Below are 14557 nucleotides of genomic sequence, written 5' to 3' on the forward strand. Positions count from 1 at the left end.
TAGGGTCTACCCTTAGGCGTTTTTCAAATCCGAGGAAGGCTTTTTAATAAGACTTAGAGAAAAAGTGAGGATAAAGCCAAGTAAAAAAGTAAGGAAGCTGATCACAAGGGTTGTCCCACTTGCCATGCCAGGATAAATAACAAATACAGATCCAAAAATCATGCCAATTATGATGGCATAAGTAATATGCGGAAAGTGAGAGAGAAAATATTGAATTCCTTTACTGCTCACAATAAAACCAATAATTACCCCAGCCCCGATCGTGATAATCAAGGGGATATTTAAAGTCGAGAGTGCATTGATCGCTGTTGAATACACACCTAATAACAGTAAAACAAAGGAACCACTAATTCCTGGCAAAAGCATCGCCATACTAGCTAACCACCCTGAAAAAAACAAGCCAATCGCAGTAGACATATTCAATGATGTAATTGGTTCTACGTTCTCTTCGGTATGTAAAAATCCTAAGGAGGCAAGAAGAATTGCCATGATTACTAGAACAATATAATGCTTAGCTGAAAAGTTCCTTTTTACTTCTGCTTGTTTCACTAAATAAGGCAAGACACCAAGCACAAGCCCCATGAAAAAAAACTGTGTAGGCTCTTTATGCTCTGTCAGTAAATAATCAATTCCTTTACTCAAAACTATTAATGCGGTTCCCATCCCAAGAACAAGTGGAAATAAAAAGCCAATATACCTTTTCCAATCTCGGCTGAAAAAACCACTTATCGACTTAAGTAGTCGCTCGTAGATGCCGAGAATAAACGCAATTGTCCCTCCACTAACTCCTGGTATTAAATCCGTTGCTCCGATAAGAAAGCCACGGTATAAATTTTTCCATTCCATAAATTTGAATCTCCTCTATTAAAATTCCTAAACTTTATTATATCATATACGAGCTATTAGGAGGATTTCCCCTATACGGAAGTCTTCCTGCCTTACTAAAGGGTATAAGTATAGTTCCATCAGTATTTCAACTCTATATTCGGGAATTGGCCTTCTACACAAGAGTAATAGCCCCTATCTAGCAAACCTCCTGGCCCTTCAGCCAGGAGGTCCGGTTCCGACTATGTCCACAACCATTTCCAAATTTCTTTTGGTGTAGCATTTTTTCCATACATGAGAATACCCATTTTGAAAATTTTACCAGCTGCTTTCATGGCTAACCAGATAAATATAAATAACACAAGAAGCGCAATGATGATTTCCAACCACGGCCATTCTTCCAGCATGGAGAGACGAATTAGGAGCACACCCGGTGTCGTAACAGGTATGAAGGTTAAGATCTTTGCAATTAAACCACTTGGATCCATGAGAATCGGGCCCATAAACATAAATGGAAGGAATGGCAACATCATGACAATTCCTTGAAAATTACTAGTAGCCGTCATATCTTCAACTGTTGCGCCCATTCCAACGAAAATTGCTGAGAATAAAAGATAACCAGCCAAAGCAACGAGTAGTAATAATGCTAATTCTGGTACAAATAAATATTCCAGGAGTGGAAAGTCAATTTTCCATAAGGCAATTGGTACTAGAAATACGAGCCAAACAGCGACCTGGGTAATTCCTAAAATAAAATACCCAATGATTTTCCCTTGCATCAGCTCCGTCGGGGTAATCGAAGATAGAATAATTTCTGCTACCTTCTCCTTTTTTTCCTGTGAAGCAGAGGTGAAAATCATCATTCCCGTGATGACGATCGAAAATAAGACAATACCTGCGGCAATACCAGGCACAAGGTGTTTAAATGGATCTCCTTCTGTTTCTTCAGCTGCTTCCCCTTCAGTTTGAGAAGCTTCCTTTGTATCTTCCAGTTCAGCAGACTTCAATGAAACACCTTTTCCGATTTTCTCCAATTGTTGATCAGATAGGTCCATCCGCTCCAACTGCAACTGGCGCAGTGGTGTTTCGATAACTGATGCTTCAAAGAGAAAGTCATCTCCCACATCCTCATTCACATACACAGGGATTTCTCCCTCTTCCAATCCCTTTTCTGTTAAGGCAATATAGGCTGTATGTTCATTTTCTTCCGCTAAAGCTGCCATCTCCGTTTCGGCTATATCCGTTTGTTGCAATTCCCAATTTAATTCAGTTGACTTCACGATTTCTTCAACCTGTGTGTAGACATCCAGTTCATCTAAAATAAGTACTTGTGTCGCTTCGTCTTCAGAATTAAAAAGAGAAGGAATAAATGCAAATAGCATAAATATAATTGGTGTAATGATTAGAGAAATAATGAAAGACTTATTCTTTAAATTACGTTTAATTTCCCACTTTGCAACCTTCCAGCTATTTCGCATCGCCTTTACCCCCTTCCTGACTGTCCTGAACTAAGTGACGATCTGTTGCCACATCAATAAATATTTCATGTAAAGATATCCGATCAATTGATAACTCGTGAATATTCAGATTTTCCGGGAGCTCTCTTAACCATGATGGGACATGCACATCTGGTGCTAAATAGGCAACTGAAACATCACCGTTTTGCTCAACCCTTTGCACATCAGCAAGTTGTTCCAACATCTTTGCATCATTTTTTCCCCGAATCGTACATTTAAAATTTGCATATTGATTTTTAACATCTTCCAATGATCCGTAAATCACCTTTTGTCCACGAGAAATCATAAATAAGCGATCACAGACTTCCTCTACCATGTTCATTTGATGAGAAGATAATAAAATGGCTGTACCTTGATTCGCTAATTCCTGAATTTCCTTCTTAAAAACTTCCTGACTGACAGGATCCAACCCCGAAAAGGGTTCATCTAAAATTAGAAGCTCTGGCTCATGAATAATGGAGCCAATAAATTGAACTTTTTGCCCCATTCCTTTGGATAATTCCTCAACAGAGACCTTTTCCTTTCCTTCGAGTCCTAATTTTACTAAAAATTCCATGGCCCGCTCTCTTGCCTTTTTCAGTGGATAGTCTTTTAACTCTGCCAAATACAAAATCATATCCATCACATTAACGTTCTTATATAATCCACGTTCTTCTGGTAAATACCCAATTTTGTGACGAGGAATTTCACCAGTTGGATGATTATGAAATTGCACTTTTCCCTCATCTGGATACATAATTCCCATGATGTTCCGTATCGTTGTCGACTTCCCCGCACCATTAGGGCCAAGAATAGCCATAATTTCTCCTTTATGCACTTGAAAGGAGATATTTTGAATAATCTGTGTTTGTTTAAAAGATTTTCCTAACTGTTCTACCGTTAATATTGGTTCCATACCCACCCGTCCTTTCTACACTTCTACTCTTTACGATTGAAACGCTCTAAAAGTTCCAACCTTTAAGAAATAAGTGTATTGGCTTCATTAGATTGTTCGTCTTCTTTTAAATAGCAATACGATCTTGTTTTTAGATAAAATTCAAATGATAATATAAATAACTTCCTTCTTAATTATATAAAGCGAAACTTCATTCAATGTTCCTTCAACTGCACCGAACAATAGTTGGAGCATTTGAGAATCTGCTGACCAAGATCTTACCTTTCTAACCTTTCTTCTCTCCCATTTTATGATACAGGGACATGATCACCCAAATAGCTGGTGGGAGTGCGGTTGCACCAGCTATCATATATGCTAGGAGACTAAGAGCCCGGTCTTTCTCCATACCACCGACAATTAACAGAAGTATAGCCAGTATTAATAAGACAAGGGATGGTATAGTTTTGACTAAATTGACTAATCCCTTTCTCCCTTCTACCTCCCATTTGTTACTGTATGTTGTGATGACCGTCCAAGCTGTTGGGAGCGCAATTATACTGAGAATAACAGCTACTCCTAAAAGGATTGATTGAAAGATACCAGAGCTTATGATGGCACCAATCCAAATCAGTGCTGTTAGTAAAATAAATGGAATAGCTAACCTATTCATGGAATCACTTAAACTTTTATATTTTTCAGCTGTTGTATCACAGTCAGTGTATATCGGTTTTGTTCCAGAATACGCTCGAAACAAGTGGATATTTCCTGCCGAGGTAATATGTGACCATCCAGAAGTAGAAAAAAACTCATAGTATTCCTCTTCTTCCCCCTCTTTTACTGAACGATAATCTACACTATAGATATAATCCGTGCTTTCTCCCTTTTCTAGCGTATACCCCATAAACTTAAAATCGCTAACATGCCAACCCTTCAAAGAAAATTGACGCAATTTTTCCATGTCCTTCTCCTCGGAAAAAGCTAACCCACCTGAGGTAATATACTTTGTTTGTCTCATTCTTCAGCCTCCATCAATCCAGTTTCAGCCAATTGAATCATTTGTTTTCTTAACAACAAATCTTCTCTTAATACTTCCTTGCCTTTTTCAGTGAGTAGATATGTTTTGCGCCTTGAATCTGAATCATCATGCAAATAAATCCACTCCTGTTTTATTAACTTTTTGATAATCGTGTACATCGAAGCAGGACCTATGGTAATGACGCCTTTTGTTGTTTCTTCAATTAAGTTCATAATAGCGTAGCCATGCCTTGGCTTCGTTAAAGCAGCCATGATATAAAACATTGAATCTGTTAATTGCTCGGTTTTCTTCAATCCATCACCTTCTATATCTCTTTAGGATATATCCAAAAATGATACATATATCTAAAAGCAATATATCACTATATGATATATGTGTCTACAACTATTTTATACTTTGATATTTTTCTTTTGAATCAAAGAATCCCCCCCTTTCCTAGCCAAGGAATAAACCACGACAAACAATTGGATTGTAAATCAAGGCTTTGGCGAAAAAACCAATAATCATATCTTGGCCTACTCTAGGTCCTGACAATTCTAATGAAACAATGTTTAATTTCTTATAAAAAAGACACATCTCCTAAGAAATGTGTCTTCGACTATATTAAATCGATTCTTTAATTTTACGAATGTAATTAAAGCGAATGAACAGGAAATACCCTATTTGCACAATGGCAAATGTCCCTAATACTGCTGCAGAGCTCTTAAATAAGTTAAAATCAAACATATGCTGGAGGGCAGTAAGGGCAACAGCTCCATGGATCACAGCAACAAGTATTGGTACAAAGAATAGCAAGGCCAATTGGACTGTTAATATTTTTGATAATTCCCTATCCGTAAGACCGAGCTTACCGATCATAGAAAACTTTTGTTTCTCATCTTCTAAATCAGCATATAGACGGAAATATAAGAAGCTTCCTGCTGCCACAAAAAAGACAACACCAATAAATAGACCTATAAATAAGACTGCTCCAAACCCTTGATTTATGCCATTCCAGTCATAGCCAAGCGAGGAGAAATGAAAATGTTCATTATAGCCGCCGGTATCTTCAACCCCCATGGCTTTTAATAGGTCTTCACCGATTTTTGCTGTTTCCTTCCAATCCTGAGCTTGAAAGCCATAATAAGCCTCTGGTTCAAATTCATCTATTGCATTGTAGAATTGGTCATCAACAATTAAATAATCATCATAGGTACCCATCAAATTTGCTCCTTGGGCTGCTACTTGGTTTAACTCCTTATCAGCAAATTCTAACGTTCGTTTTTCCTCATGTGCTGCTTTTTCTCCAATAGAGCTTTGATAATATAAGAAGATCGCTTGCTGATCTTTTAGTTGAACTTGTTGGTTGGCCTGTCCTGCCGTTTTGGCTAGCTGATTAAATTCTGATTCAGAGATCAAGCCAATTAATGGCACATACTCTGTCGCTAAGCTAGGAATGGCGACTTTTTTCACATGGACAGCTGCTTTTTCATATTGAAAGGAGTCTAATTTAGACTCGATTAATTGAATATGCTCATTTTCATCCTCATTCCCAGCGATAGAGGTGTACTCCAACGCAAACGGCCGATCTTCCGTTAATGATGTTGTAAACATATACCGGAAGCCTACAAGTGAACCAATTGCAGCAAAGGCAACTGTTGAGACGATTGCCACAAAGAAGAAAGCACGGGCATTATCTTTCATTCGATAAGCAAGATCTGAAAAAAGAACGAGGTTTGTTTTTTTCCAAAAAATTGATTTGCGTTGCTTTAATCGATTAATCGTAAATACACTAAGCTGGGTAAAGAGAAAATACGTCCCAATTGTCACAAGTATTGTGACAGGAACCAGTGCGACTACAACTTGCATTTCACGAACCACCAAGGCTATCGCATACCCAACCGCAAGCAAAAGAGCTGCCAAAATAGATAAAATAATCGACGCCTTTGGCTCTTTCTTTGGTGCAGAGCTTCCTTTAATTAAATCAATTAATTTATTCCCTTTTAAAATGGAAACTGTAAAAAAGGAAATGACAATAAATAAAATTAAAAAGGCACTAAATGTTAGGAGGACCGCTTGCCATGGTAGGTAAAATGGCAAGGATTGCTCTAAACTAAGAATGCGTTGGGCTGCCATTAAAATCAACTTTGCAAAAACAAGACCAACTGCGATTCCTGACACTGTCGCAAAAAATCCGATTAATACATTTTCTAAGAAGACCATACGACGTAATTGTTGATTGGTCATCCCCAACATCACCATTAAACCGAATTCCTTTTTACGAGATTTCAAAAAAGCACTCATCGACACGAGGACGAAAATAAACGAGAACACATAGATAATGGCCTCAGCAAAATGCAAGCCAACTGCGACATTCGGATTGATCTTTGAGAGTCCCGGATGAAAGGCAAAAATAGCATACACGAAAAAAACAAGAACAGAAAATAAGCTACTTAAGAAATAAGCTGCATAAATACGCTTATTGCGAAAAACATTGTTAAACGCGAATTGACGAAAGGTCACTTGCATCCCCTCCCAACAGCGATAACACGTCAATAATCTTTTGGAAAAATGCTTGTCGATTTTCCCCACGATGAATTTCATTAAATAATGTGCCGTCTTTAATAAACACAACTCTCTCCGTATAGCTAGCTGCAATTGGATCATGGGTAACCATCATCATCGTTGTCTGATCATCTTTATTGATTCTCTCCATCATTTCCATTGCCGCTCTCGATGCTTTAGAGTCTAAATTTCCTGTCGGCTCATCTGCAAGCACCATTTTCGGATTATGAATAATGGCTCGGGCGATCGCTGTTCTTTGTGCTTGTCCTCCTGAAATTTCATAGATGCGTTTTTTCAAAATCGCTGTAATGCCCAATTTCTCTGCAACAGCCGCTACTCTATTCTCCATTTCTTTTATATCGGCTCCATCCAATGTGAGCGGGAGGACAATATTCTCCTCTACCGTCAAAGTGGGAAGTAAATTAAAGTCTTGGAAGATAAAACCTAATTCTCGGCGCCGGAAAAGAGCCAAGTCATTGTGCTTCATTCGCAAGGGATCCTTACCATTTACGATTAATGATCCTGATGTCGGCTGATCAATGGTCGCTACCATATTCAACAAGGTCGATTTTCCACTTCCCGAGGGACCCATAATCCCGACAAACTCTCCTTCTTCTATCGTTAAATCAATATCTGCCAACGCCTTATGGGCGACTTTACCATCATAAACCTTACTTAAGTTTTTAATGTTCAAGATATCCAAATTCAAAACCCCTTTCTCAACTATCTATAGTGTAAGAGAAAAGGCCTCTTTCATACCATCGCTACAGCTTTCAATTAGCTTACATTCATGTAAGGTTAAAACAAAAGCGCAAGCGCCTGTTCAGCGACGTACAAACTTGGAGAATAAGGTTCAAAGGCTAAATACGCGCCGTCCTGGCGCAACGCCCTTGTGACCAATCTCCTGTTGGCCTGAGATAAAGGAAACACAGAGAGCCTGAAAGGCGAGCTGATGTTGACTTATCGTAGGAAGACACCGAAAGTTTGCTAGGCGCTAGGCGCTGGAGCTGGATGTCAACGTAGCAAAAGCACAAGCGTCTTGATTCATGTAAAACATCCTATTGTCTTTCTCCCACACCCCCAACCTTAAGTGCGAGTAAGGCCTCCCTAATGTAAAAAACGAATTTGCACGCTAGTTCCCTCTCCCTGAATTGAAGTGAGTTCAATTTTATGACCTAATTTTTCACAGACCTCTTTAACTAAATAGAGTCCCATTCCTGTCGATTCCCGATAATTTCGGCCATTTTCTCCAGTGAAAAAGGGATTAAAAACTCTTTTTAAATCTGTTTTAGGGATTCCTACTCCATAATCTTGTACTGTCACAATAGTTTCAAGTCGATCTTTCGTTTCTGTTATAACGACCTTATGCCCTTTTCCAGTCGAATATTTTACAGCATTTGTAATTAATTGATTAAAGATAAACTCTAACCACTTTTCATCTGATTCCACCATTGTGCTAGAGACATGTACCTCCGGATAAACATGATTCTTTATAAAAAATCGCTTATTCTCTCTAATTGCTTCTTCAATCACCACTTTTAACGAGACTGGTTCTACGTGGAAGTCTTGTTCAAACATCTCTAGTCTCGCCGCATATAAAACCATTTCTAAGCCTTTCTCTAGCTTATCTGTTTCCTCTCGAATACTTTCTAAATGCTCATCATCATTCTCTTGAGTGATTAATTCAATGACAGATAGAGGGGTTTTCATTTGATGTACCCACTGATTAATAAATGTTAAATGGTCGTTTCGTCTTTTTTCTTGTCGATCAAGTTCATTTATATAAATACGATGTTGGCGTTTCAATAACTCTCCTAATGCCTTAGCAAGAGGTGCCTTATCTAATGTTTCAAAAGCTTCATCCATCTGATTCATCGGGTTCGATAACCTGTTGTAAAACCTTTGATGGAGAAGATAACGGAAAACAAGATAGAGCATCAAGATAAATGTCGCCAAAAATAGTGTATAAAAAAGCAAGTGACGATTATGATAACCATCCATCCAGAACACCAACAAAAGGATTATTATTTGAAGTATATTGACGAGAATGAGGAAAAAGTGATCCCGTAAAAATAGCTTCATGATAAATGCTCCCAATTTGGTATAAGTCGGTAACCCGCTCCTCTCACCGTTTCAATTGAATCCATAATATCCAACTCCTGTAGCTTTTTCCGAACTCTAGTGACATTGACATTCAATGTATTTTCATCAACAAAATTCTGGTCGTCCCATAGCTTTTCAAGTATAGCTTCACGAGAGACTATTCGCGGGGAACGCTTCATTAGCATTTCCAGCAAAACCGCTTCTTTCTTTGTTAACGGGACGGTTTGGCCATCTTTTACCATCTCCATCCTCTCGATATACAAAATGAGACCATCCAGTTGAACAACTCGCTCCTTTACTTTTGGAGCATACTCGCCATATGCCCGCCGTAAACTGCTACGAATTTTTGCCATCACGATTTCATAATGAAATGGCTTTGTGATAAAATCATCGCCACCATTTTCTAGCGCCATCACCTGATCCATTTCCCCTGAACGAGCCGAAATAAAAAGGATTGGACATGTGGAAATTTGGCGAATTTGGCGACACCAATAAAAACCGTCAAAGCTTGGTAAATTAATGTCCAACAGCACTAGATCTGGCTGAACCTCTTTAAAAATGTCGACAATTTTATCAAATTGTTCCGTTATGATGGCTTCAAAACCATACTTTCCTAAATGATTTTGCAGTAATTGAGCAATCTTAGGATCATCTTCTATAATTAAAATTTTTGCCATTTTGGATCATCCTTTTCATTCTTTTGCTAGCACAACATAAATACTTAACGGCTTCTCGCTTGCGTTCTCAATGCTTAATATTTGTTGATCTTCACAGTGGATTACGTCTTTCGGTGCTATGGCTTGCTTTTCACCATCAATTGTACAAGTCCCTGTTCCTTCTATAACAAAAAGATAAACATGAGCGTTTGGATGCGGATGCGGAGGTAAAGACTGGCCTGGTAAAAAATTCAAAACAAATGCTGTACTTTTACCATTTTGATATAATGTATTTTTAGAAAAACGTGTTTCTTGAGAAACTTGAACTTCGGCTGCATTGCGAATATCAATCGTGCACACCCTTTCATAATATATTTTTATTCTAGTTTTCCCTATAGTTCGTCAGAACCCTCTGGCAAAAACGTACAGAGCTGCGAATTTACTCTTAGTTCAGTGAAAAGGGAAGAACTCCCACTGATCGAAGTTTTCCTTTATAATATCCTAATGAGTCAGGAGAATAAAACATGGAGGCTTATACAAAACAAGTTATTTCTATTATACAAAAGATTCCACTGGGAACAGTCGCTACATATGGGCAAATTGCTCGTTTAGCAGGAAATCCTCGTGCTGCCAGACAGGTTGCTAGAATTCTCCATTCGATGAGCCAAAAATATGATTTACCTTGGCACCGTGTCGTAAATGCGAAGGGAGAAATTGTCATTGGAGACCCAGAAACAGCAATAGAACAGAAATATAGATTGGCGGAAGAAGGCGTAGAATTTTTTCGTCAAAACAAAGTTAAGCTAGTAACGTTCCAATGGCAACCAGGGGAACTTCGCTTATCAGCGGAATCTAGCGATTTGGACTAAGACTAAAAATGGTAACATAAAGGTGATTTTACTTATTAAGGAGGAGTTGAAATGCCTTATAATTCAATAGATGAAAAACAGTCATATTGCCTATCCAATTTTAACCTCAAAGTTGGACTAGCAGGAGAAAGAGAGACCGCTTCTGTCCTCAGAAATCACATCTTTGCAATGGAACACTCAGTTTCCCATGATTTATCCCTTAAATCCTCTCAACTATTCAAATGGATCATGTTTTTCAAACGCCTTTTTATTTTGAGACAAAAAATATAAATGAGTAAACGGGGGTATTAAGAATATGCCAGACACTACAGACAAAAGAAAACTAGGATACTATTCCCCAGTCAAATTTCATTATTTTATCGTCTCCCCCAAACTTACAAGTCCTCAGATAATCTTTATCAAATCTCCGTTGAACTTGCCTCTCACCATCAGCCATATATCCCTCGTCCTGTTAGTCTAAAAATATGATATTCGTAAATATGACATTCTTTCAGGGTTCCAATGCTATCATGTAGAGATTTGGCAATGAAAAAAGATTAGCAGAAGTTGGCTCTGCGAAAAGTGCGGCCACCGTGACCCACTTGCCCTTTTTCATACAATAATTGAGTAGTTCTTAATAATGGGAGAGACAAAGATTGCCACAATTTCTTACATGTAGATATGAAAACAGCATCGCAACTATTAATAGGTGCAAATCTAAAAAGCTCTGACGCCAAACGAAATCGAAGCTACTATATGGATTTCAAACCCTATTTGTAAAAAATTAAAAACAGATTAATATGTCATCATATGGGAATAAATTCTCTTAAGGTAGTCTCTAGCAAATGAACAAATAGAATCATAATCCCCTAGTTTTTCACATATTTGTTGAACATACACCCTTGAGAATTTCCGTTTTCATGAGAAGATGAGGGTAAAGATTCCCGTTTGGAGGCTTTGAAAATAATGAGAGTTCTAGTTTACTTCATTGTATTTTTTTCCTTTTTTGACCTCTTTTCACAATTGCCGATTATGAGTCCATTGGCAACTTCCTTAGGAGCCCCTCCCTTTTTAGTTGGGCTTGTAGTCGGAATGTTTTCATTATCTAATATTATCGGCAATGTAACCTCTGGCTTTTTGACTGATAAAAAAGGACCCCTTTCTATATTAATTTTTGGCCTTTTTTCAACAAGTATCTTTCTATTATTATATTATTTCGCAACAGATACATGGATTTTGTTGCTTGTCCGCTTTATACATGGTTTCACAGCCGGACTGATTGTCCCAGCAGCTTTTACTAATTTAGCTAATACTACAGCAAATGAAAAGAAAGGAAAAGGGGCCGCATTATCTGGTGCTTTTATTGGATTAGCTGCTATTATTGGTCCCGCCTTCAGTGGCATTGTGGCTAGCAAAGTGAATGAAATCACTGTATTTGCGGTCACATCGTTTTTCATGTTTTCACTTGGAATTCTATCTCTAATTTTCCTCCGTTCTTTACAGAAGGTAAAAAAAACCAAATTAGATCAAAAGGCGATTTCAGTCAAAGTCTTCTTTCAAGATCCCTATATTATGAAAGCTTATTTAGGAGCATTATTTCTAATGTTCTCGCAGGGTGTTGTGGCATATATGCTTCCATTAAAGGTGTTAGAATTAGGGAGTGATACACAAACAAGTGGTTTATTAATGAGTACATTTGGACTTGTTGCTGTATTAATTTTTATATTACCGACAAATACACTATTTGATCGGTTAAAGGCTGTACATACAGCCGTGTTTGGAATGTCGCTTATGGGCATAAGCATGCTCTCCATTAGTTTTTCCCCAAGTATTCATTTACTTTATTTCATAATGGGTGTTTACGGAATTGGCTTTGCCTTTTTATTCCCGTCTTTAAACTCTATGCTTGTCGAAGCAACAGATCCTGCTGATCGGGGCAAGGCATATGGATATTTTTACGCCTTCTTCTCCATGGGTGTTGTTATTGGCTCGGGTGTTACAGGTTTACTTCAACTAACTGCCAATGGAGGATTTCTGTTTGCCGGAACCCTGCTAATAATCGGGGCATTTTTCATGTTTTTCAAAAATAGAACTGTACACACTCCAATTTAAGAAATAGGGCTGTATCGAGAAAAGAACTTTCTCATACAGCCTATTTTGTGTTTTATTTTAACAGTACCTTGCAATGAATAATACTAGATGGTATATTGTATTCAAGTACTATACATTATACAGTAGTGGAGTGGTGAAAATTGAATGTTCAATTTAAAAAGGGTGTTTTAGAACTTTGTGTTCTCGTCCTTCTCGATAAACAAGACCGTTATGGATATGAGCTCGTACAAAAAATTTCTGATCAAATTGAAATCTCGGAGGGCTCTGTCTATCCTTTGCTTAGAAGATTAACAAAAGAAGGATATTTTACAACATACTTACGTGAATCATCTGAAGGCCCCTCACGTAAATATTATAAGTTAACAGACCAAGGCCGGGAATACTTGCAAAAGCTTGTAGTGGAGTGGAGACAATTTGCAAAGGGCGTTGATCAAATCATTGAGGAGGGGATGGCTCATGAATAAGAGAGAATTTTTATTAGAATTAGAGCGATATTTACGCTCCTTATCAACAGTTGAAAAAAATGATATTCTCCAAGATTACGAAGAGCACTTTACTTTTGGAATAGAAGAAGGAAAATCAGAGGAGGAAATTTCGGCAGCACTAGGATCACCGAAACAACTTGCTCGCGAAATTCTTGCTGATTATCATATTGAAAAAATGGAAACAAGCAAGTCTACTGGGAATGTCTTCCGCGCTGTTTGGTCTGTGATTGGGCTAGGTTTTATTAATTTAATTTTAGTACTTGGACCTTTTCTCACTGTAGTAAGTTTAATATTTGCAGGATGGATCTTGGGTATTTCTTTTACACTCTCTCCTATATTGGTATTGTTAAATGCCCTTTTCAATATTGGTACTTTTGAATGGTTTGATCTGTTTTTCTCTTTAACTCTTTCTGGGCTCGGGATCTTTCTTTCTATGGGCATGTATTATGTGTCATTAGGATTTATAAATCTATTACTCAGATATTTAAAATATAATATATCGATTGTGAAAGGTGGGAAATAATCGTGATTAGGAAAATTTCCTTCATTGCAGGCCTCTTACTTATCATTGGCCTAATAGGTAGTATTATAACTTTTTCCTCCATCCAAAGAAATTCAGACTCTATCACAACACAAATAGATGATGTTCCTTTTAGCCATCTTAAGGTTGATGTGAATAATGTAGATATAGAGCTCGTTCCCTCTGAAGGAGAAGTTAAAATTGATGTCTCGGGAGCAAATTCCCAAGAATTAATGGACGGCATAAAAATTGATCAACAAGAAGACACTTTGATCATTCAGTCCAACCATAAGCGAATTAAATGGTTCTCTTTTGGTTTCGATTCTTCATCCAAAATAAAGCTGTTCCTTCCTGAAAAAGAATATAAGAAGGTTGAATTAAATAGTCACTCGGGCGATGTATATCTAGCAAATATAACGGGAAAAGATATCCAAACACAAACGAGGAATGGAGATATCGTGGCCAATAACATTTCCTCGCAACTGTTTACAGTCAAAACAACTAGCGGAGACATTTCATTAGAAACAATTAAAGCCGATATCCATACTAAAACAACCAATGGGGACACGACACTCTCCAATGTCAAGGCTAAATCTATTCAAACTGCATCAGGAAATGGTGATATTTTATTGAAGGATGTATCTGGGGAGATACAAGCGGAAAATAAAAATGGTGACTTTACGGTAAAAAACCAACAAATTACGGACCCGATTACAGCTCAGGCAAGAACAGGAGATATTCTTATTACTGCAGAGAACTATCCTGAAAACGTCCAATTTGAAACAGCTTCGAAAGTTGGCGATATTCTGATCTTCGGAAAAAATCAACAAACCATTAATAATCAAAATCCGGGAATTCTCATTCATCTAGAAACAACTGTTGGTGACATTATCGTAAAAAGAAAATAAACAATAGAGCGATGAATGAACGTAATATAAAGAAAGGGTAGTGTCAAAAATTCTATGAAAACAAAAGCCTAAACGTAGCTCTACGGTCTAAATGTGGTGGTAAGCTACCGCAATCGCTCTTGACAAACA

15 protein-coding genes are annotated in these 14557 nt (G+C 37.7%); 5 read left to right on the forward strand and 10 right to left on the reverse strand.

Annotation, left to right across the window (positions count from 1 at the left end; translation table 11 throughout):
- Nucleotides 1-12 precede the first annotated feature (12 nt).
- The 10 genes from J2Z23_RS21075 to J2Z23_RS21120 all read right to left on the reverse strand — a co-directional run bounded on the left by J2Z23_RS21075 (nucleotide 13) and on the right by J2Z23_RS21120 (nucleotide 9915).
- Nucleotides 13-846, reverse strand: a complete 834-nt coding sequence (locus J2Z23_RS21075; RefSeq protein WP_057984624.1) for a DUF368 domain-containing protein — start codon at nucleotides 844-846, stop codon at nucleotides 13-15.
- A gap of 221 nt (nucleotides 847-1067) precedes the next feature.
- The gene (locus J2Z23_RS21080; RefSeq protein ID WP_209975193.1) at nucleotides 1068-2303 is read right to left on the reverse strand and encodes an ABC transporter permease; all 1236 of its coding nucleotides are present in this window, start codon (nucleotides 2301-2303) and stop codon (nucleotides 1068-1070) included.
- Nucleotides 2293-3237 (reverse strand): ABC transporter ATP-binding protein, encoded by a 945-nt coding sequence (locus tag J2Z23_RS21085; protein WP_057984620.1) that lies wholly within the window; start codon nucleotides 3235-3237, stop codon nucleotides 2293-2295. The genes J2Z23_RS21080 and J2Z23_RS21085 overlap by 11 nt, the downstream gene beginning before the upstream one ends.
- Before the next feature lie 265 nt (nucleotides 3238-3502).
- The gene (locus J2Z23_RS21090; protein WP_057984618.1) at nucleotides 3503-4231 is read right to left on the reverse strand and encodes a DUF2812 domain-containing protein; all 729 of its coding nucleotides are present in this window, start codon (nucleotides 4229-4231) and stop codon (nucleotides 3503-3505) included.
- Nucleotides 4228-4545 (reverse strand): PadR family transcriptional regulator, encoded by a 318-nt coding sequence (locus J2Z23_RS21095; protein WP_057984615.1) that lies wholly within the window; start codon nucleotides 4543-4545, stop codon nucleotides 4228-4230. The genes J2Z23_RS21090 and J2Z23_RS21095 overlap by 4 nt, the downstream gene beginning before the upstream one ends.
- Nucleotides 4546-4855: 310 nt before the next feature.
- Nucleotides 4856-6754 carry an ABC transporter permease gene (locus J2Z23_RS21100; protein WP_064468399.1) on the reverse strand — a complete coding sequence of 633 codons (1899 nt, stop codon included), beginning with the start codon at nucleotides 6752-6754 and terminating at the stop codon, nucleotides 4856-4858.
- The gene (locus tag J2Z23_RS21105) at nucleotides 6729-7499 is read right to left on the reverse strand and encodes an ABC transporter ATP-binding protein (protein WP_209975195.1); all 771 of its coding nucleotides are present in this window, start codon (nucleotides 7497-7499) and stop codon (nucleotides 6729-6731) included. The genes J2Z23_RS21100 and J2Z23_RS21105 overlap by 26 nt, the downstream gene beginning before the upstream one ends.
- Before the next feature lie 404 nt (nucleotides 7500-7903).
- Nucleotides 7904-8878, reverse strand: a complete 975-nt coding sequence (locus tag J2Z23_RS21110) for a sensor histidine kinase (RefSeq protein ID WP_209975196.1) — start codon at nucleotides 8876-8878, stop codon at nucleotides 7904-7906.
- Nucleotides 8875-9576 (reverse strand): response regulator transcription factor, encoded by a 702-nt coding sequence (locus tag J2Z23_RS21115; protein ID WP_057984609.1) that lies wholly within the window; start codon nucleotides 9574-9576, stop codon nucleotides 8875-8877. Before J2Z23_RS21115 ends, J2Z23_RS21110 begins: the two co-directional genes overlap by 4 nt.
- A gap of 15 nt (nucleotides 9577-9591) precedes the next feature.
- Complete coding sequence (locus J2Z23_RS21120) at nucleotides 9592-9915, reverse strand: cupin domain-containing protein (RefSeq protein ID WP_338018454.1); 324 nt, start codon at nucleotides 9913-9915, stop codon at nucleotides 9592-9594.
- A 164-nt stretch (nucleotides 9916-10079) separates the two neighbouring features.
- Here J2Z23_RS21120 and J2Z23_RS21125 point away from each other — a divergent pair, with 164 nt between their 5' ends.
- The 5 genes from J2Z23_RS21125 to J2Z23_RS21145 all read left to right on the forward strand — a co-directional run bounded on the left by J2Z23_RS21125 (nucleotide 10080) and on the right by J2Z23_RS21145 (nucleotide 14428).
- Nucleotides 10080-10424: an MGMT family protein gene (locus J2Z23_RS21125; RefSeq protein WP_209975198.1), complete on the forward strand. Its 345-nt coding sequence runs from the start codon at nucleotides 10080-10082 to the stop codon at nucleotides 10422-10424.
- Nucleotides 10425-11369: 945 nt separating this feature from the next.
- Nucleotides 11370-12515, forward strand: a complete 1146-nt coding sequence (locus tag J2Z23_RS21130; protein ID WP_209975200.1) for an MFS transporter — start codon at nucleotides 11370-11372, stop codon at nucleotides 12513-12515.
- A 140-nt stretch (nucleotides 12516-12655) separates the two neighbouring features.
- Nucleotides 12656-12979 (forward strand): PadR family transcriptional regulator, encoded by a 324-nt coding sequence (locus J2Z23_RS21135; protein WP_057984600.1) that lies wholly within the window; start codon nucleotides 12656-12658, stop codon nucleotides 12977-12979.
- Nucleotides 12972-13523, forward strand: a complete 552-nt coding sequence (locus J2Z23_RS21140; protein WP_057984598.1) for an HAAS signaling domain-containing protein — start codon at nucleotides 12972-12974, stop codon at nucleotides 13521-13523. The genes J2Z23_RS21135 and J2Z23_RS21140 overlap by 8 nt, the downstream gene beginning before the upstream one ends.
- Before the next feature lie 2 nt (nucleotides 13524-13525).
- Nucleotides 13526-14428 (forward strand): DUF4097 family beta strand repeat-containing protein, encoded by a 903-nt coding sequence (locus tag J2Z23_RS21145; RefSeq protein ID WP_057984597.1) that lies wholly within the window; start codon nucleotides 13526-13528, stop codon nucleotides 14426-14428.
- Nucleotides 14429-14557 lie beyond the last annotated feature (129 nt).

Source organism: Lederbergia galactosidilytica (assembly GCF_017873565.1).
Taxonomy (GTDB): Bacteria; Bacillota; Bacilli; order Bacillales; family Bacillaceae_C; genus Lederbergia; species Lederbergia galactosidilytica.